18 protein-coding genes are annotated in these 17,279 nt (G+C 69.7%); 9 read left to right on the plus strand and 9 right to left on the minus strand.

Going from position 1 to position 17,279, the window contains the following annotated elements; all coding sequences use genetic code 11:
* Positions 1-81: 81 nt before the first annotated feature.
* Both AB0C30_RS43650 and AB0C30_RS43655 read right to left on the minus strand, forming a co-directional pair.
* Positions 82-1,644 carry a multicopper oxidase domain-containing protein gene (locus AB0C30_RS43650; RefSeq protein ID WP_357955255.1) on the minus strand — a complete coding sequence of 521 codons (1,563 nt, stop codon included), beginning with the start codon at positions 1,642-1,644 and terminating at the stop codon, positions 82-84.
* The gene (locus AB0C30_RS43655; RefSeq protein ID WP_357955257.1) at positions 1,637-2,056 is read right to left on the minus strand and encodes a hypothetical protein; all 420 of its coding nucleotides are present in this window, start codon (positions 2,054-2,056) and stop codon (positions 1,637-1,639) included. Before AB0C30_RS43655 ends, AB0C30_RS43650 begins: the two co-directional genes overlap by 8 nt.
* A gap of 104 nt (positions 2,057-2,160) precedes the next feature.
* Between AB0C30_RS43655 and AB0C30_RS43660 the strand changes: the two genes are divergently transcribed.
* Positions 2,161-3,087 carry a LysR substrate-binding domain-containing protein gene (locus AB0C30_RS43660; RefSeq protein WP_357955259.1) on the plus strand — a complete coding sequence of 309 codons (927 nt, stop codon included), beginning with the start codon at positions 2,161-2,163 and terminating at the stop codon, positions 3,085-3,087.
* Between the two features lie 117 nt (positions 3,088-3,204).
* Here AB0C30_RS43660 and AB0C30_RS43665 read toward each other — a convergent pair whose 3' ends face one another.
* The 7 genes from AB0C30_RS43665 to AB0C30_RS43695 all read right to left on the minus strand — a co-directional run bounded on the left by AB0C30_RS43665 (position 3,205) and on the right by AB0C30_RS43695 (position 8,414).
* Entirely contained in the window at positions 3,205-3,771 is a 567-nt protein-coding gene (locus AB0C30_RS43665) for a carboxymuconolactone decarboxylase family protein (RefSeq protein ID WP_357955261.1), read from the minus strand.
* Positions 3,768-4,367, minus strand: coding sequence for a helix-turn-helix domain-containing protein (locus AB0C30_RS43670; protein WP_357955263.1), 600 nt, complete (start codon positions 4,365-4,367; stop codon positions 3,768-3,770). The genes AB0C30_RS43665 and AB0C30_RS43670 overlap by 4 nt, the downstream gene beginning before the upstream one ends.
* Positions 4,368-4,564: 197 nt before the next feature.
* Positions 4,565-5,377 (minus strand): class I SAM-dependent methyltransferase, encoded by an 813-nt coding sequence (locus tag AB0C30_RS43675; RefSeq protein ID WP_357955265.1) that lies wholly within the window; start codon positions 5,375-5,377, stop codon positions 4,565-4,567.
* A gap of 9 nt (positions 5,378-5,386) precedes the next feature.
* Positions 5,387-5,842 carry a transcriptional regulator gene (locus AB0C30_RS43680; RefSeq protein WP_357955267.1) on the minus strand — a complete coding sequence of 152 codons (456 nt, stop codon included), beginning with the start codon at positions 5,840-5,842 and terminating at the stop codon, positions 5,387-5,389.
* A gap of 36 nt (positions 5,843-5,878) precedes the next feature.
* The gene (locus AB0C30_RS43685; protein ID WP_357955269.1) at positions 5,879-6,808 is read right to left on the minus strand and encodes an alpha/beta fold hydrolase; all 930 of its coding nucleotides are present in this window, start codon (positions 6,806-6,808) and stop codon (positions 5,879-5,881) included.
* A gap of 123 nt (positions 6,809-6,931) precedes the next feature.
* The gene (locus AB0C30_RS43690; protein ID WP_357955271.1) at positions 6,932-7,285 is read right to left on the minus strand and encodes a hypothetical protein; all 354 of its coding nucleotides are present in this window, start codon (positions 7,283-7,285) and stop codon (positions 6,932-6,934) included.
* 400 nt (positions 7,286-7,685) lie between these two features.
* A complete protein-coding gene (locus tag AB0C30_RS43695; protein ID WP_357955273.1) occupies positions 7,686-8,414 on the minus strand; it encodes a hypothetical protein in 729 nt (242 codons plus the stop codon).
* Between the two features lie 199 nt (positions 8,415-8,613).
* Between AB0C30_RS43695 and AB0C30_RS43700 the strand changes: the two genes are divergently transcribed.
* From AB0C30_RS43700 to AB0C30_RS43735, 8 genes are all read left to right on the plus strand, one after another.
* Positions 8,614-9,819 carry a histidine kinase gene (locus AB0C30_RS43700; protein WP_357955275.1) on the plus strand — a complete coding sequence of 402 codons (1,206 nt, stop codon included), beginning with the start codon at positions 8,614-8,616 and terminating at the stop codon, positions 9,817-9,819.
* Positions 9,816-10,493, plus strand: coding sequence for a response regulator transcription factor (locus AB0C30_RS43705; protein ID WP_357955277.1), 678 nt, complete (start codon positions 9,816-9,818; stop codon positions 10,491-10,493). Before AB0C30_RS43700 ends, AB0C30_RS43705 begins: the two co-directional genes overlap by 4 nt.
* A 284-nt stretch (positions 10,494-10,777) precedes the next feature.
* Entirely contained in the window at positions 10,778-10,921 is a 144-nt protein-coding gene (locus tag AB0C30_RS43710; RefSeq protein WP_357955459.1) for an MbtH family NRPS accessory protein, read from the plus strand.
* A 25-nt stretch (positions 10,922-10,946) separates the two neighbouring features.
* Entirely contained in the window at positions 10,947-11,162 is a 216-nt protein-coding gene (locus tag AB0C30_RS43715; RefSeq protein WP_357955279.1) for a hypothetical protein, read from the plus strand.
* Between the two features lie 94 nt (positions 11,163-11,256).
* Entirely contained in the window at positions 11,257-12,345 is a 1,089-nt protein-coding gene (locus AB0C30_RS43720) for a MoxR family ATPase (protein WP_357955281.1), read from the plus strand.
* Positions 12,342-13,679, plus strand: a complete 1,338-nt coding sequence (locus AB0C30_RS43725) for a VWA-like domain-containing protein (RefSeq protein WP_357955283.1) — start codon at positions 12,342-12,344, stop codon at positions 13,677-13,679. Before AB0C30_RS43720 ends, AB0C30_RS43725 begins: the two co-directional genes overlap by 4 nt.
* Positions 13,676-14,422: a hypothetical protein gene (locus tag AB0C30_RS43730; protein WP_357955285.1), complete on the plus strand. Its 747-nt coding sequence runs from the start codon at positions 13,676-13,678 to the stop codon at positions 14,420-14,422. The genes AB0C30_RS43725 and AB0C30_RS43730 overlap by 4 nt, the downstream gene beginning before the upstream one ends.
* A gap of 1,085 nt (positions 14,423-15,507) precedes the next feature.
* Entirely contained in the window at positions 15,508-17,274 is a 1,767-nt protein-coding gene (locus AB0C30_RS43735) for a DUF4158 domain-containing protein (protein ID WP_357955287.1), read from the plus strand.
* Positions 17,275-17,279: the final 5 nt, after the last annotated feature.

The following is a 17,279-nucleotide window of genomic DNA, read 5'->3' on the forward strand; positions in this document are numbered from 1 at the left end:
CGTCAGCGCGGAATGGGCCACTGTCCCTTTCTCCCGTACTTGGTCTGCGCCCGACAAGGCCAAACCTCGCGCGTAGGAAAGTCAGACGACCTCAAGGTTGGCCATCATGCCCATGTCCTCGTGTTCGGCGTTGTGGCAGTGAAAGAGGTAACGGCCGCGGTAGCCGTCGAAACGGGTGATGATCTCCACCGATTCGCCCGGCCGAAGTGAGACGGTGTCCTTGAGTCCCGCGTCGTGCGGCAACGGCGACCGGCCGCCGCGCGAGAGCACCCGGAAGCCGACCAGGTGCAGGTGGACGGGGTGATGGACGTCGGCGACCAGCCGCCACACCTCGACCTCGCCGAGACCGACGGTGACATCGGAGCGGGCGGGGTCGAACGGCAGCCCGCCGATCAGCCAGCCGTGGTTGCCGCCCATTCGCCCGGTGCGGAAGGAGAACTCGCGCGTCCTGACGGCCTGCGAGCGGTGCCAGTCCGGCAGGTCCGTGGAAAGGATGCCGGGGATGCGGCTGTCGTCGGTGGCCTTGCGCGCGACGCGGAAGGCCATCACGTCGCGGGTACGCCCGGTGCCCAGCCGGTTGACGATTCTCACCCGGCTGCCGACCGGCAGGCCCGTGAAGTCGATGATCACGTCGTAGCGTTCGGCGGGCGCGATCGGCAGGAACCGGTGGGTGACCGGCGCCGCGAGCAGTCCCTGGTCGGCGCCGATCTGGACGAGGTCGAGCGGGCGCCCGTCGTCGCTGACCGCTTCGAGCTCGTAGTGGCGGGCGTTGGAGGCGTTGAGGACGCGCAGCCGGTAGCGGGCCGCGTCGACCTCGTGCACGGGCCAGGGCGCGCCGTTGACCAGGATCACGTCACCGAGGACCCCGGCGAGATACGGCTCCTGTACTCCCGGCCGCCCGCGCAGGGCGGGGTAGGCGAGGCCGCCGTCGGCGGCGAACGCCCGGTCGGCGATCATGAGGGGCAGTTCGCGCCGCCCCGAGGGCAGGCCGAGGGCGTCCTCGGCGTCGTCGCGGACGATCTGCAGCCCGGCCAGGCCGCGCCAGATCGCGGGGGCGGTGAAGTCCATCCGGTGGTCGTGGTACCACAGCAGCGTGGGCCGCTGGTCCAGCGGGAAGGTGTAGTCGCGCGTCAGCTCGGTCACTGCCGCCCGCGGATCGCGGCCGTGCCCCATGTGCGAGGCTGCCTGCGGCCGGCCGTTGGGCAGGACGAGGTCGGTCGGGTACCCGTCGGAAGCCGCAGGGGTCCGTCCGCCGTGCAGGTGTACGACGGTCGGCACAGGTAGCTCGTTGTGGTGCGTCACGGTGATCGGCCGGCCGCGGCGCGCCTCGATCGTCGGCCCGGGGAAGGTGCCCTCGTACGTCCATAGCGGTGTCCTGACCCCGGGCAGGATCTCCGCGCTCGCTTCACGCTGGGTGATCTCGTACCGGTCGGCTCCGCCCGAGGTGCCGACCGGCGCCAGCACGGCGGGAATCGGCAGCGGCACGTGGAACGGCGGCGGCAGCGGTACGGCACTGCGCAACTCGGCACCGGTGATCGACGGCCGGCGGGCCAGCGCGGCCGAGGCCGACAGCCCGGTGGCCGCCATCAGCCCGAGCGCCCCGCCGATGCCCAGAACCCGGCGCCGGGTCACACCCTCACGCATGGTGGACCTCCCGCCGCGGCGCTTTGTCGTCACGTACGTAACCGCCGCCCAGCCAGACGGCGATGAACAGTACGACGAGCGCGGCGACGGTCATCACACCCAACGGGATGTGCAACCACAGCGCGCCGTCCAACCCGGCGAAGTACTGCACGGTCTCGGCCGTCACCACCGCCATCGTGGCCAGGAACGGCCAGACCCGGCGCAGCCGAATCCACACCACGATCGCCACGGCCACCTGTAGGTAGCCGATGGAGGTGACCACGTCGGCGCCGACCGCGTGCCAGCGCAGACTGTCGAAGTCACCGGTCAGGTACGCCCCGGCGAACACCGGCTGGCCGACGACCGCCACCACATGCGCGCTGACGACGGCCCGCAGTGTCCACCCCGTCGGTGTCGTCCGACGCGCGGGCATGGTGAGCATGGGATGTCCCCCTTTCGTTGTTCGGCATCGACGCTATGGCTCGTGGGTTATCTTGTCTAAGATCAATATCGCTATGCTGTTATGTATTGAGGGGCATGATGGAGCTGAACACGCTCAGGCAGTTCCTGGTGGTGGCACGGCTCGAACACCTCAGCCGCGCGGCCGACGAGCTGCGCGTCGCCCAGCCATCGCTGAGCCGTACCATCGCCCGCTTGGAGAGCGAACTGGGCACACCGCTGTTCGATCGCAGCGGCCGGCTCCGGCTGAACGACACGGGCAAGCTCTTCCGCGACTACGTCGAACGCTCTGTCGGCGAGCTCGACGCGGGCCGGCGAGCCGTCGCCGAGGCCACCAGCGAGGGCGTGGGCACGGTGCGGCTGGCGTCGGAGACGTTCCTCACCCTCACTGGGCCGCTGGCGGCCTACAAGCGAGCTCATCCCACCATCGAGGTCGAACTCCGCTGGGCGGCGGCCGAGGACATGGCCCGCCACCTGCGGGCCCAAGAGGTCGATCTGTGTGTCGCCTCGCAGCCGATTCACGCCGAGGGCTTGGAGGCGGTTCAGCTGCTCGATGAGGAGGTGTGGGTGGCCACGTCACTCGACCATCCCTTGGCGGCCCGTACCTCGGTGAGCATCGACGAACTCGCCGACCAGCCCTTCGTCGCCGCCCGCAAGGGGCACTGGCAGCGTCGGCTCCTCGACCGGCTCTTCGCCGCCAGAGGCCGCACACCGAAGATCGTCTGTGAGGTCGACGAGCCCAGCGCCATCGCCGACCTGATCGGGGCGGGGCTCGGCATCGGCCTCGTCCCCTCCTTCGCCCGGCACACCTCGGTCCGCGTTCCCCTCGCCGCGATCACCGTCGACAGCCCTGACTGCCGTCGCGCGATCACGCTGTACTGGGGCGCCGACAGCCACCTGTCGACCGCCGCCCGCCTGATGCGCACCACGATCACCAGCTGGAACTGGGTCACCGGCGAACCGCGGGGCGGCCACACCACGCGCGAGATGCCAGGCCCCGGATAGCGCGGCATCCGGGCCTTGCCGCGTCACCCCCGCGGCGCCTGCCACCGGGTGTCTAGCAGGCGATCAAGCAGCCTACGGGGGGCTGATGACGGTGAGCATGGCGGAGCAGGCAACGGGTCAGGCCGTCGCCTGCTCCCGCCTCCACTGCTGATCGGCCCAGGCCGGATCCAGCGGAGTGTGGGCGATGTGGTTGGTGTAGTTCGACAGCGTCTTCATGCCGACGCCGAGCACGACGTCCAGCACGTGGCGGCGGGTGTGCCCGGCGGCCAGGAACGTCTCGATCTCGGCCTCGGCCACCCAGCCCCGCTGCGCCACGACCGCTTGGGTGAGGCGGCGCACCGCCTCCAACGCCTGGTCAGCGATCGGCTGGCCGGCGCGCAGGGCCTGAACCACCTCGGCAGGCACCCGGGCACGCAGCGCGAGCGTGGAGTGGGCGGCCACGCAGTACTCGCAGCCGTTCTCCACGCTGGCGGTGATCAGCACCACCTGCTTGGCCGCCAGGGATAGTGACGACTTGCCGAACTGCTCGGCCAGCGCGTTGTAGCCGGCCAGCAGTTCCGGCGACTCGGCCATCACCCCGTTCAGCGTGGTCACAAACCCCATCCGCTTCTTGGCCGCCTCCAACATGGGACGGGCGGCCTCGGGGGCGTCGGTTTCGTCATAGGTGCGAAAACCGCTCATCATCTCTCCTCGGTAGTGGTGAAACCGTCAATTACGGCGTGCACGCCCGCCAGCAGGACGGCCGGCTCGGCGCCGGCTCGCGAACGCAGGTTGACCGCGTAGGCCTGCAGAGTCAGCGCTTCGGCGGCCGCCTCCACATTCAGGTCGGCCCGGAGTCGGCCGTCGGCGCGCGCGGTCTCCAGCGCGGCGTGCATCGCCGCCCGGAGTGCGTCGTGGTGGCGATCCAGAACCTCGCGGATCTCCGGCAGGCCACCGCTCGCCGTAGCGTGGCTGTTGGTGACCAGGCATCCCCAGCGGGCGTGCTCCCCCGCACACCGCGCCGCTACCAGCCGCTCGAAGAACGTGACGATGGCCGGCACGCCCCGGGTGTCGGCGGCCAGAGCCTCGAACACCGGCCGCGACTGCCGCTCCAGATAGCGGTCCAGCGCGGCGGCCTGCAGCTGCGCTTTGCCGCCGAAGGTCGCATACAGGCTGGAGCGGCTGAGCCCGGTCGCCTGGACGACATCGGCGATGCCGGTGCTGTCGGTCCCACGTTGCCAGAACAGATTCACCACCTGGTCCAGAGTCGCGTCGGGATCGAAGTGTTTGATGTCGGGCATCTGACCACCTCCTATCTTGGAACGACTATTCCAAGATAGGAGGTGGTGGCGTCCCGGCGCAACTTATGACCTCCGAGATTGCGCAATCTGGGTCGCTGAGGTCGACATCCACCCCACGCTCCGCGTCGAACCGCGGTGGTCGGAGGTCAGCCGGCCCGCACCACTTGCAGGGCGTTGTTTCCGCCGCCCGCACGGGCTCAGAACCGGTAGCGGAGAATGCGGGCCCCTTGCCGCGACAAGGCCGTGCTGCGGGCGGTGAGACGGGTCAGCGCGCGTAGGGGTTGCGGGAACCGGGCTATTTCCGGTGCGCGGGTGAGGATCTGCTCCTCGATCAGTTCGAGGCCGGCGTCCCAGGACTCTGGTTCGTGTTGGTCGTCGAAGCCCTGGGCGGCTTTGATGCCGAGCGCCTTGATGGTCGGGTGGTACTTCATGGCCCAGGCGGCGAAGCGGGTGTAGCCGTTGAGCGCGAGCTCGCCTGAAGGGAAATGGCCGGCCAGCGCGCGGGTCATCGCCTGGAAGGAGTCGCCGGGCATGAAGGGCAGCAGCCCTTCGGCGACGATCATCGCCGGCCGGTCACCGGGGATGGCTGTGAGCCAGTCGGAGCTGGTGAGGTCGGCTCCGACCAGGTGGGAACGGCCGGGCAGACATTCGGCCCGCAGGTGCACCACTTCCGGGAAGTCGATGTCGTACCAGTCGACGCCGGGCGGAGGATCACAGCGGAACACCCTTGTGTCCAGGCCGCAGCCCAGGTCGAGCACCACGCATCCGGGATGAGCGGCGGTGTAGGCGCGTACGACGTCGTCGAGCTTCTTGGCGCGCAGTGCCGTGGTGAGGACGAGGTTGGGCTTGACCTTCAGCTTGCCGAAGTCGTAATCGATGTCGCCGGCCAGGTCGGCGGAGAGCGTGTCGCCGAGGATCGGGCTGGGCTGCCCGGCGTCCAGGGCTCTGGCATAGAGGGTGAGCAGCAGCGTTTCCTGGATCAGCCCGAGCTTGGGTTGCCAGCGGTGCATGGGGATTCCTTAACGGCGTAGCGGATGACGGGCCGCGAGGTTCTGCAGCCACGTCAGGGAGTCGTGGGCGGCCTTGATGCGCTCGGTGCGGTGCCCCTCGCCGCCCGCGATGTCGAGCCCTTCGTCGGCGATCTCGCCGAACGCGCTCAGGCTTTCGAGCTTGCGCTGGATGACTTTCTGCCAGGCGTCGTCTTCGATGCGGTAGTAGGAGACGCGATCGCCGGGCCTTCTCACCTTCTTGACCAGGCCGATGGCGGTGAGAAACCGCATGTTCGAGGTGAGCGAGGCCCGGCTGGCCTGGATGACCTCCGCGATCTGCCCGGCGGACTGCTCGGCCGGATCGCAGATCATGAGCCAGCCGAGGATGCGTCCGGTGATGGGCGGCAGCCCCCACTCCTCGACGCAAAAGGCGGCCACCCGCTCCACCCAGCGGAGCAGCCGGTCCTGCTGTTCCTCGCCGCTCATCGTCGGATCCTCCTCCGTTGTTGATCGTGTGCCGGTTCACTGTGTCATGGCGGCCACCGACTCGTAGGTGGGTGTCGGGGTGATGTCCGCGAGCCGGGTCCTGCGCAGGTAGAGGTCGAACCAGTCGATCGCGAGGGCCATCGCCTCCTCCAGGCCCGGGCCGGTGTAGAGGCCGAGCACGTCGTAGGGCAGCACCGCGAGCCGCTTGGGCTCGCCCGCCTTGGAGAAGGCGCTTTGCGCCTCCTCGAGCATGTGGTACGGGTCCCAGCCGCCGTTGGCGATCATCAGCAGCGGCGTCGGCGCGAGCCGGTGGATGAGGTTGTCCGGTGCGAAGGTGAGCAGGTGCTCGGCCGAGTCGAGGGTCTTCTCGTTGCGGTAGGCGGGAAACAGGCGGGTCGACATGTCCGGGGTGTCCTTCACGCTGTCGCCCTCCAGCGTCAGGTGCGGCACGCGAGCGCTCTGCCCGCCTTCGTAGCGCCGCTGCCAGTCCTGCTGCAGTTGGTCGCGCAGCGCGTGGACACCGGTACGGCCCAGGAGGCGTTCCAGGTAGCGCCATCCGTTCCACACGCTGGGGCTCTGCACGACGACGCACTTGATGCGCCGATCGAGCACGGCGGCCTGGGCCGCCACCGAGCCGCCGATGCTCACCCCCCACACCCCGATCCGCTCCGGCTGCACTTCGGGGCGGGTCTGCAGGTAGGACACGGCGCTGCGGAAGTCCTCGGCCTGCCGTTCCGGGTAGTCCAGGCCGCGCGGCTCGCCTTCGCTGGAGCCGACCGTGCGGTAGTCGATGGCCAGCACCGCGAAGCCGGCCTTGACGAAGTAGGGCGCGAAGAACGCCAGCGCCTCTTTGACCATCACCCCGCTGTGCCCGAGCACCAGCCCGGGGACCGGGTCGCTCGTCTCGGGCAGGTAGAGATCGCCCGCGCAGCGGGTGCCGAGGCTGTTGAAGGTCACGTGTTCCATGGCTGGCTCCATACTTGCTGCTAGTTATTTCAAACATGACTGAAATATCTAGCAATGTCAATCTGGAAGGCGGTACGGGGAGAAGGTTGCGCACCGCCGCTCGCTCCGGCGCATCGGCGGCATCTACGAGTGACAGGGAATTTCCAGCACCGGCAGCCCGTACTCGGCGGTCCAGCCGGTGATCTGGGCCCGCAAGGTGTCCTTCTCCGCGGCCAGGTATAGCGCCACCGGCTGGTGTTCCATCCGGTCGCGCCGGTACAGCTCGGGCACGTCGGCGAGGATCTCACCGGGGTCGGTGTAGGCGAGCGGGGCGTGGATCGCGCGCACCGCGTCGATCAGGTCCGGGAAAGCGCCGCGCCGACGCGCCTCGGCCAGGCGGTAGAAGCACTGCCGCAGCGTCACCCCGCCCTCATAGGCGGCGATCACCACTCGGGCCTGCTCAACGACCTCGGCCCACCGGATCCGGCCCGGGTACATATGTACCCGTTCTTCCCCGCATCGGGGCCGTACGCCGCGGCCCGGCGCCCTTTCCCGTACAGGCGCGCGAGCGGACACCGACGATGAACGCGGACGTTACCTGTGTCGGCAGCAGCACGCGCCCGGGTCGCTGACACCCGTGGGAGCCGGTTCCGGGGTCAGGTCGCCGACGGGTTGATACCTGCTACCCGCCTGTTCAGCGGGGGCGTCGCGCTGCTAGCGGCCCTGCTTCCGGAAGCAGGGCCGGTCACTGCGCGACGGTCAAACTGCTGCCCGGGGTGGGGCATACGCCGATCGTGGAGGATCCGCCGCGAACCGCCGCACTCCTTCTGTCCTTCACCGCGCTCGCGGCAGGACCACGGCGCCCGTAACGGCGGCGAGGGCCGCCACAGTGACGGGATCAGATCGTGCCGGCGCGATAGCGTCCGACGAGGCGCAGGCCGATGAGAGCCAGCGGCGAGAAACCCACCAGCACCGCGGCTGCGGTGGCCAGAGGGAGGTCGGCCGGGATCATGATGAGGCCGGCGACGCCGGCGACATACAGCGGCACCGTCCACCACTGCACGACACCGGCGCGGAGGAGCCCGACGAGGACCAGGACCGGGCCCAGCAGGTTGAACGGAGTGGTGCCGTCCCACAGCGCCAGCAACGACGACTGCTGGAATCCCTGGAACACGGTTGCGGCCTGGTCCGGAGTGAGGTGCGTAGCGGCCGAGAGGTTCCACCAGTCGCTGAGCAGCATGCCGGAAAGGTTGGCGAAGCCGATGGCGGCGAGCACGGATCCGGTGAGTACCGGCCAGAAGCCCCGGCGGCTGCGCACGAGTGCCGGACCGGCGAGGATGCCCAGCCCGAACAGCAGGTTCGCGTAGTGCAGGAACAGCGCGGAGACCTGGGTCTGGGTGGCGTCGCGCCCCAGAGAGGCGATGTACACGACGCCGTCGAGGTTCTCGGCCGCCGGTGTGGTCGCCATGCCGGCGGCGAACAGGACGGGGCCTGCGATGAGAGCGGTCCCGGCGAGGAGATGCAGAGCCCCTCGCCGGCGGGTGCTGAGGGGTGGTTCGGCGGTTTCGATGGCGGCGGTGGACTTCCTGCCGTGGTCCATTCCGGGAACGAACGGGCTGGTGGTCATGGTTTACATCCTTTCGAGGATCGCCCCGTGGCCGTTGGCGGGCCGGTCGGTGATGTGATCGATCGTCACTCACCTCGTTCTCAACGCGCCTCCGCAGTCAGGTGCCTGATCCGCCTCCGCCGGGAGGGGGAAGACGGTGGCCGGTCCCTCCGTCGCAGGGGGGAACCACCAGCGCCCCGTCACGCTTAGCATTTGCAGCATGCGAGGACGGCGACCGGGTGACCTGCGGCTTCTGGCGTGGCTGCTGCCGCCGACGATGGGGGTGCTCGCGGTCGTCGAAGCGCTGTCGAACGAGCGTTTCGACCCGACGCCGGTTCACCTGAGCGTGGTCGCCGCCTGGGTTCCGATGGGCCTGGTGCTGGCCCGATGGCGGCCGGCCATCGGTGCCGTCGTCGTCGCCGCCTTCTACCCCGTTGTGATCCTGTTGGACATCCCCGGGCCCGGCGGGGTCGGACTCATCTCCACGCTGCTCGCCGTCGGCTGGGCCGGCTTCGGGGAGCCTGTCCGCCGGTCGCGCTGGGCTCTCATCGCCGCCATGCTGATATACGCGGCCTCCGACACGATGCGTGCCGGGTTCTCCTGGGTGAACGTCTTCTTCCCACTGATCTTCGTTGTGGGCTGGTGGAGCGGCGTCCTGGTGCAGCGCGAGCAGGGACGCAGCCGTGCCTTCGCCGAGATGGCGGCAACCCTGGATGCCCAGCGGGAGGCGGTGGCGCACGCCGCTGTCATAGAGGAACGGACCCGCATAGCCCGGGAGATCCACGATGCGGTCGCCCACTCGGTGAGCATCATGACGCTGCAGATCGGCGGCCTGCGGAGCCAGCTGGAGGACGTACTGGAACACCGGCCGGCCGAGCGTGAGGTGATGCTCGGGCTTGAGCGGCTGGGACGCCAGTCCGTCGAGGAACTGCGGTCACTCGTCGGCATCATGCGCAAATCAGGTTCGGAGTCCCCTACAGCGCCGACGCCGTCACTCGCCCTGGCCGAGCAGTTGATCGCCGATGTACGTGCGGCGGGTCTGCCCGCCCAACTGCGGGTGGAAGGCGTGCCGACGCCTCTGCACCAGGCGCTGGACGTCTCGGCATACCGGGTGCTCCAGGAGGCGTTGACCAACGTCCTGCGGCACGCGCCCGGCGGCCACGCCGAGGTGGCCATCCGGTACGCGGCGGACACCGTGACGATCGAGGTGCGCGATGACGGGGCAGGCGAGGCGACAGGCGAGGGGGCGGCGCTCCCCGGAAGCCGGGCCGACCACCCGCCCGGTGCGGACCGCACCGGCGGGCACGGTTTGATCGGTATGCGCGAACGTACCGCGATATTCGGCGGAACCCTTCAGGCGGCCCCCCGCCCCGAGGGCGGGTTCGCGGTGACCGCGTGCTTCCCGATCCGACGGAGGTGGCCATGAGCATCCGGGTCGTGCTCGTCGACGACCAGGCGATGGTCCGCGTTGGTCTGCGGATGATTCTCACCGCCCAACGCGACATCGATGTCGTGGGTGAGGCGGAAGACGGAGCGTCCGCCGTCGAAGTCGTCCAACGGACGCGTCCGGACGTCGTTCTCATGGACATCCGGATGCCGGACGTCGATGGCATCGAAGGCACACGGCGTGTTCTCGCCGCGCACCGGGAGGTCAAGGTAGTGATCTTGACCACCTTTGACGAGGACGGCTACATCGAGGGAGCGCTACGGGCCGGTGCGAGCGGGTTTCTCCTCAAGGTCTCGCCTCCGGAACAACTGGTCGAGGCGGTGCGCACCGTGGCGTCCGGCGGCGGCCTCCTCGACCCCTCCGTCACGCTGCGGGTCATCGAGTCGTTCGCCGCGGCTACGCCCACGCGTACGCCCCGCGCCGAAATACTGTCCACGCTGACGGAGCGCGAGCGAGACGTTCTGAGCCTGATGGCTCGTGGCATGTCGAACGCCGAGATCGCCGGCCGGCTGTACCTGGGCGAGGCCACGATCAAAACACATGTGTCCAATGTGCTCGCCAAGCTGGGCGTACGAGACAGGGTGCAGGCGGTCGTCGCTGCCTATGAGACCGGCCACGTACGACCCGGTGAAGACCCTCACCCTCCGAGGTGATCGTCGAGCACAGCTGTGACGAAGTCGGGTCGCCCCTGGCCGCAGACGGAGGCTCGACGACAGGCGGAGGGGGCGCCGCAACAGCCTCGGGGCTTGAGCAGCAACCGAACCGTCAGTGGCGTTCGCGAGCCGCCGAGGGCTGGCTGGTTCGACGCGGGGTCGGCCTGCAGGAACTGGTCCGCCCCTTGCGGAACGGATGCGGCGGTCCTGGGGCGAACCCAGCCGGAAAGGAAGAAACGCGATGACCAACCCCTTCGAGGACCCGGGCGGTCCGCTACCTGGCGCTGGCGAATGACGAGGGCCAGCGCTCGCCCTGGCCGGTGTTCATCGACGTGCCAGACGGCTGGACCGTGGTGCACCCGGAGGGACCTGATCTCTGTCGGCCGTCATCTTTGGTTGACGCGCGCCCGGTCGTCAACCTAGGATGACGGTACGGAGCCCGACCGCATCACAGTGCTCGCCCAGGCGGTGAACGCCGGCAACCCGATCGACTCGCTCGCGACCATCGCCGAGTTCCGCCGTGAGATGGCGCGCCTGGAGGCGGTGACGGTCCGCCGAGCCCGTGCCCAGGGCAACAGCTGGACGGAGATCGCCGCCACTTTGGGCATCAGCAAGCAGGCGGTGCACAAGAAGTACGGCGGCCGGGGCCTGTTCCGCAACCAGGAATAGCCGACAGACACCACACCGAACGTCAGCGTCACGGCTCGACGTTCCGATACATGCTGCCCGGAAACGGTTTGGGCGGCCGACGAGGAGGACGACAATGGCGGCACCATCAGTGACACGAGAAGCTCTCGCGGTCGCGGTGACGGCCAATCTGCCGGTCATCGTATGGGGTGCGCCGGGTACCGGCAAGACGTCCGTGGTGACCGCGCTCGGCTCGACCGTCGGCCTGCCGGTCGAGGTGGTGGTCGGCTCGATCCGCGAGCCCAGCGACTTCTCCGGGCTGCCGGTGCTGCGTGACGGCAGCACCTGGTTCGCGCCGCCGCGATGGGCCGAACGGCTCGCCGCCGAGGACGGCGGGCTGCTGTTCCTCGACGAGCTGACCACCGCGCCGCCGGCCGTGCAGGCCGCCATGCTGCGGGTGGTGCTGGAGCGCACGGTCGGTGACCTGGTGCTGCCGGACGAGGTGCGGATCGTGGCCGCCGCCAACCCGCCGGAACAGGCCGCCGACGGCTGGGACCTGTCCGCGCCGCTGGCCAACCGGCTCATCCACTTGAACTGGACGGTCTCGGCCGAGGACATCGCCGAGGGCTTCGTCGGCGGGTTCCCCGTGCCGGAGTTCGACGTGAAGGACACAGCCGGGCCCGCCGAGGTCGCCGGCGCACGGGCGCTGGTCGGGGCGTTCCTGCGGGTACGGCCGGAACTCGTGCTGGCGGTGCCCGACAGTCCCGACCGGGCGGGCCGCGGCTGGCCCAGCCCGCGTAGCTGGGAGATGGCCGCACGGGCGGTCGCCGCGTGCGAGCACATGGGCGCCGACGAGCTGGTCCTGGCCGAGCTGGTGCTCGGCGCGGTCGGTGAGGCGGCCGGGTTCGAGCTGCTTTCCTGGCGCCGCAACCTTGACCTGCCCGACCCGAAGACCCTGCTGAACGACCCCCAGGCCCGCCTGCCCGAACGCCTCGATCGGCTGCATGCCCTGCTAGCCGCGGTGGTGGCATACGTGCAATCGGACGGCACGGCCGACACGTGGGAGCGGGCGTGGGCGGTGATGGCCCGGGTCGCGCGCACGGCGCCGGACGTGGCGGCGGCCGCGGCCCGGCCGCTGGCCCGCTCCCGGCCCGAGGGCGCGGCCCTGCCCAAGACGATGCTCGAACTCGCGCCGGTACTGCGCTCGGCGGGGCTCATGCCATGAGCGCCGACGGCCCCCGCGCTCCCGCCTACGAAGAGGCGGTGCGCGCCAGCATCGCCGCCGCGCGGCTGTGGGCGGCGCACCAGGCGCCTTACCTCGCCTCGGCCGTCTTCGCCCTCAAACCGGTCATCCTGGAATCGGCCCTGGACGAGGACGCCGGCGTGCCCGTCGCCGACCCTGACTTCCGCGCCTTTCCCGCCGACACCCGGTGGAACCTGTACGTGGAACCGGGCACCGCGCTGGCCACCCCGGTCGAGGAGGTCGGCTGGTGGATGCTGCACCAGGTGGGCCATCTGGTGCGCGGCCACGCGGCCCGCTCGCCGGTGCGGCCGGAAGCGGACCACGAGGTGAGCCACGCCGCCGGGGCGGTCCGCGACGAGGAGGCCCACCGCTGGAACCAAGCCGCCGACGCCGAGATCAACGACGACCTGGAGGCCGAGGACCTGTGCGGCCCGGCGGGCGTGGTGTCGCCCACCGAGCTGGGCCTTCCGACCAACTGCACCGCTGAGGAGTACGTGCCGATGCTCGACGTGCTGGCCCAGGCGATGGGCCGCGGCGGGCGGGCACTGGCCGAGGCGATCGACTGCGGCAGCGCCGTGGACGGGCAGGAGCGCACGTACGAGGACAGCGGATCCGGCGACGGGCTCACCCAGCTCGACCGGGAACTGCTCGAACGCTCCATCGCGGCCGGCATCCAGGACAGGATCAGCGCGCGCAGCGAGGTGCCGTCGGGGTGGCGCCGCTGGGCCGAGGAGCGCCTGCGCCCCTCGGTGAACTGGCGGACCCGCCTGGGCGCGATGATCCGGCGCGGGGTGAGCACGGTGGCCGGGCAGGTCGACTTCAGCTATCGCCGCCCGTCGCGCCGCGTCGGCGCGTACACCGACATCGTGCTCCCCTCGATGGTGCGCGCGGTCCCGGACACCGTACTGGTGATCGACACCTCCGGCAGCGTCACCAACGACGTGCTGAACCGGCTGCTCGCCGAGGTGACCGGGATCATCGAGGGCGTGACCGGGCCGAACCGGCGGCTGCGGGCGTTCTGCTGTGACGTCCACCCCCACCCCGTCCAGGTGGTGCGCCGGGCGAGCGACATCGAACTGGCCGGTGGCGGCGGCACCGACATGCGGGCCGGCATCGCCGCGGCGATGGCCCTGCGGCCCCGTCCCGACCTGGTCATCGTGCTGACCGACGGCGAGACGCCGTGGCCCGAGCAGCGCCCTGCGACACATGTGCTGGTCTGCCTGATCGGCGACGGTGGGCACGCGCCCGACTGGGCGTCCGTGGCCCGCCTCCCGGCGGACCTGCCGCGGCGGACGTCGGCGAAAGGAGAGTCATGACAACCGGCTACGCCGACGAGCCGAGCCCCGAGCCGCTGCACGAGTGGCGGCAACACGGTTTCACCGTCGCCGAGGCCCGGCAGTGGATCGAGCACGGCTTCTCGATCAACGACGCGAAGCGGTGGCGCAAGTCCGGCGTCTACACCGCCGCTGACGCGCGGCCGTGGCGCACCGCCGGAGCCACCCCGTACACCGTGGATCTGTGGCTACGGGCCGGCATGACCCCGCGGGAGGCGGTGCAGTGGCGCGAGCTGGGCTACTCCCCCCAGGAGGCGGCCGACCGGCACCTCGCCGGGGAACGCCCGCACCCACGCGGCTGGCTGTGGCGGCTGCTGCGCTGGGGCGAGAAGCCGGGCGATGCGTTCGCCGACGAGGAACGCTCCGGCAGCATGCGTCAGCTGCTGCGGGCCGGCGTCCCGGCCGGCCGGGCCCGCGCTTACGTTGAGGCAGGCTGGACCGGCGCCGCGGTGGAGTGGGCGAAACGCGGCATCGAGGCGGGACAGGCACGGGTCTTCGACGCGCTCGGCCTGTCCGCCCGTGAGGCCGAACGGGTGCTCGTCTCGGGGCAGGACGCTATTTCCCTGATGACTGAGTTCTGGCGCGCCGGGGTGCCGATCGACGAGGTGGCGGCCTGGCGTTCGGCGGGTTTCACCGCCCAGGAGGCGGCCCGGATGCGGGCCGAGGGCACCGACGTCGAGCAGGCCAAGGTGCTGCGGGCCTTGACCGAGGGCGACGATTCCTGACCGAGAGGGGCGAGAAGTATGAGCTGATCCAAAGCCGCGATCCTCGCCGAGGGGCTACGCAAGGGCTATCGCGGGGTGACCGCGCTGGACGGCCTGGATCTCGCGGTGCCGACAGGCACCGTGCAGGCAGCCCGGCGGCAATGCAGAAATTTCCAACGGATACGGGGGTCGAGCAGCGATGGAACGGTCGTGGCGTTAGCGAGGCGTCGGGGCGCGGCTTACCGTCACTCGCCGTTCCGATCCGGGCGGTTGCCGGGGGCCCGGTGCCGGTAGGCCTCCCCCGGGGTGGCCGACCTGCCAGCGGACGATGCGACTGCAAGCTATTCATCAGCTTAGGCGAGTGCGCCGTTCGCTGCGCGCGACAAGGGGGGTTGTGGAGCCCCGAGGACCGCTCACGCCCAAAGCGGCGGCCTTGTGGTCCCGGTTATCGGGCGTTGCCAAGAGATGTCAAGCGCTGCCAAGCGTTTGTTGTCGCCGGACATAGGTCACCTCGAAAAAGCGCCCACCAAGGTGACGGGAACCTAACCCGGCACGATGGCGGTCGCGGCCGCTCCGGTCATCGCACGCTCGGCGATGAGGGATTACCTACTGCAATCGGTCCCGAGCGGTTCGCCCCGACGCGGGTAGCGCTGGTAATAGGCCCTCCGCTCGCCAACCGAAGATGTCCCCAGCCGCCAGGTAGCGGGTGGGAGATCACGATTGCGGTTCGTGATCGTTTCGGATGGGTGAATGCGGCTGCTTGGTGTGGTTCGGGGCTTGAGCAGCAGTGGAACGGCCCAGCGACGCTAAGGGGATCAAGTACGCCCGATCTCCGCAATGAGGCCGCTGGTGTGAGCCGTCGCCCCGGACGTCGGTGCTTGGCCGAAGTGCTTGACCTCAAACGTGGTTGAAGTCGCAGACTGATGCCATGATCTTCACTGACGGGGAGCGCGCCTACCTGGGGTTTTGGGACTATCCGGCCGGAATTGAACGATAAGCCTCCGCCGCAGGTCAGGGGGTTGCGGGTTGAGGCGTCGCGGTCGGGCTGATCTCGGTTTGGGCGTACCGGGTGGTAGACGGTCATTGATCTCATACCGTCGCGGTTTATGTCGTTTCAGTACTTGTCCGAGGAGCAGAGGGCCCGCTATCGGCGGTTCTTGACTGATCCGTCGCCGGAGGATCTGGAGCGGTTCTTCTATCTGGACGCGGACGCGTTGGTGGAGGTGGCGAAGAAGCGCGGTCCGCACAACCGGCTCGGCTGGGGTCTGAAGTGGGGGACGGTGCGGATGCTCGGCACGTTTCTGGCCGATCCTGGCGATGTCCCGCATGTGGCGGTCGACTACGTCGCCGAGCAGCTCGGGGTGGCGGATCCTTCGTGTATCAAGCACTACGCGGAGCGGCTTCCGACCCAGCATGAGCACGCGCGGGAGATCCGCGAGCTGTTGGAGTTGCGGGAGTTCGCGGAGGCGGAGGCGGAGCTGCGAGTGTTCGTAGCGTCGCGGGCGGAGCAGACGCGGGATTCTCGGCGTGAGCTGTTCGACCGGGCGGTGGTGTGGTTGATCGAGAACCGGGTGTTGCTGCCGGGGATCACGACGCTGGCGGCGCTGGTCACGAGTGTGCGGGCGGAGCGGCTGGCTGCGGTCAACGAGCATCTGGTGGAGCAGACGCCGGTGGAGATGCGGCGGGAACTGCTGGAGACCCTGGTCGTGCCGACAGGGAAGAAGATGTCGCCGCTGGAGTGGATGCGGACGGCGGTGTCGGTGGTGTCCGGGGCGGGGATGAAGGAGGCGTTGAACCGGTCGGTGGCGGTGTGGGCGTTCGGTGCGGGCGCGGTGGATGCGGGCGGGGTCGCTCCGGTGAAGCTGACGGAGCTGGCCGCCTACGGGATGTCGGCGAAGGCGCCGAAGATCGGGCAGTTGAAGGGGAGCCGGCGGGTCGCGACGTTGCTGGCGACGATGCGGAATCTGGAGGGCGTGTCGGTCGATGACGCGTTACTGCTGTTCGATCTGCTGATGTCGACGAAACTGCTGGCGAGGGCGAGCCGGGATGAGAAGAACGCGAAGCTGAAGTCGCTGCCCAAGTTGCGCAAGGCCGCGCTGCAGGCCGAGTCGGCGCTGCGGGCCGTGCTGGACACCCCGATGACCCAGCAGGAACAGCCTCCGCAGCCCGATGACCAGGCTGAGGAGAGCGCCGAGTCGGGGCCGGTGGTGCGGGAGACGACCGCGTCGGAGATGATCGCACGGATCGCGTCGGTGGTACCGATCGAGCAGTTGGAAGCGGCGCTCGCGGTGATCAAGGAGTTGGTGCCTCCGGCCGGTGAGGATGAGGATCTGGCGTGGCGGGCGGAGCTGACGAACCGGTTCGCCTCGGTGCGCGGGTTCGTCGAGCTGCTGGCCGACACGATCCCCTGGGGCGGCACCGACGCCGGTGCCGGTGTGGTCGCGGCGTTGCGGGGTCTGCCTCGTGTGCTCGCGTACGGCAAGCACGCCGGGGTGCAGCACATCGCGGCGCATAAGGATCTGGTGGCGGGGTCGTGGCGGCGGCTGGTGTATGACAATCCCGAGCTCGGCGAGCGGCTGATCGACCGGCACGCTTACACCTTCTGCGTCCTGGAGGCGCTGTGGTCTGCGCTGCGCAGCAAGGACGTGTACGCCGTCGGCGCGGACAAGTCGGGCGACCCGCGGGCCAAGCTGATCCCGGACGCCTTGTGGAGCGTGCACGCGCCGAGCATCCTGACCGCGCTCGGCCTTCCCGCCGACTCGGCCGAGCATCTGCGGAAACTGTCCGGCGACCTGGACGGGATCTATCGCGAGCTGGCCGACAGCCTGGAGGCCAACCCGGCCATCACGATCAAGGATGGCCGGTTGTCCTGACGACG

The organism is Nonomuraea sp. NPDC048901 (genome assembly GCF_040649695.1).
Lineage (GTDB): Bacteria > Actinomycetota > Actinomycetes > Streptosporangiales > Streptosporangiaceae > Nonomuraea.

What these genes read in the sequence shown, in the direction of transcription:
- AB0C30_RS43735 (WP_357955287.1), top strand. Translation starts at nt 15,508, where the DNA reads ATGTCGTTTCAGTACTTGTCCGAGGAGCAGAGGGCCCGCTATCGGCGG.
- AB0C30_RS43670 (WP_357955263.1), bottom strand. Translation starts at nt 4,367, where the DNA reads ATGCCCGACATCAAACACTTCGATCCCGACGCGACTCTGGACCAGGTG.
- AB0C30_RS43665 (WP_357955261.1), bottom strand. Translation starts at nt 3,771, where the DNA reads ATGATGAGCGGTTTTCGCACCTATGACGAAACCGACGCCCCCGAGGCC.
- AB0C30_RS43695 (WP_357955273.1), bottom strand. Translation starts at nt 8,414, where the DNA reads ATGACCACCAGCCCGTTCGTTCCCGGAATGGACCACGGCAGGAAGTCC.
- AB0C30_RS43660 (WP_357955259.1), top strand. Translation starts at nt 2,161, where the DNA reads ATGATGGAGCTGAACACGCTCAGGCAGTTCCTGGTGGTGGCACGGCTC.
- AB0C30_RS43685 (WP_357955269.1), bottom strand. Translation starts at nt 6,808, where the DNA reads ATGGAACACGTGACCTTCAACAGCCTCGGCACCCGCTGCGCGGGCGAT.
- AB0C30_RS43700 (WP_357955275.1), top strand. Translation starts at nt 8,614, where the DNA reads ATGCGAGGACGGCGACCGGGTGACCTGCGGCTTCTGGCGTGGCTGCTG.
- AB0C30_RS43720 (WP_357955281.1), top strand. Translation starts at nt 11,257, where the DNA reads ATGGCGGCACCATCAGTGACACGAGAAGCTCTCGCGGTCGCGGTGACG.
- AB0C30_RS43650 (WP_357955255.1), bottom strand. Translation starts at nt 1,644, where the DNA reads ATGCGTGAGGGTGTGACCCGGCGCCGGGTTCTGGGCATCGGCGGGGCG.
- AB0C30_RS43705 (WP_357955277.1), top strand. Translation starts at nt 9,816, where the DNA reads ATGAGCATCCGGGTCGTGCTCGTCGACGACCAGGCGATGGTCCGCGTT.
- AB0C30_RS43655 (WP_357955257.1), bottom strand. Translation starts at nt 2,056, where the DNA reads ATGCCCGCGCGTCGGACGACACCGACGGGGTGGACACTGCGGGCCGTC.
- AB0C30_RS43730 (WP_357955285.1), top strand. Translation starts at nt 13,676, where the DNA reads ATGACAACCGGCTACGCCGACGAGCCGAGCCCCGAGCCGCTGCACGAG.
- AB0C30_RS43675 (WP_357955265.1), bottom strand. Translation starts at nt 5,377, where the DNA reads ATGCACCGCTGGCAACCCAAGCTCGGGCTGATCCAGGAAACGCTGCTG.
- AB0C30_RS43690 (WP_357955271.1), bottom strand. Translation starts at nt 7,285, where the DNA reads ATGTACCCGGGCCGGATCCGGTGGGCCGAGGTCGTTGAGCAGGCCCGA.
- AB0C30_RS43680 (WP_357955267.1), bottom strand. Translation starts at nt 5,842, where the DNA reads ATGAGCGGCGAGGAACAGCAGGACCGGCTGCTCCGCTGGGTGGAGCGG.
- AB0C30_RS43725 (WP_357955283.1), top strand. Translation starts at nt 12,342, where the DNA reads ATGAGCGCCGACGGCCCCCGCGCTCCCGCCTACGAAGAGGCGGTGCGC.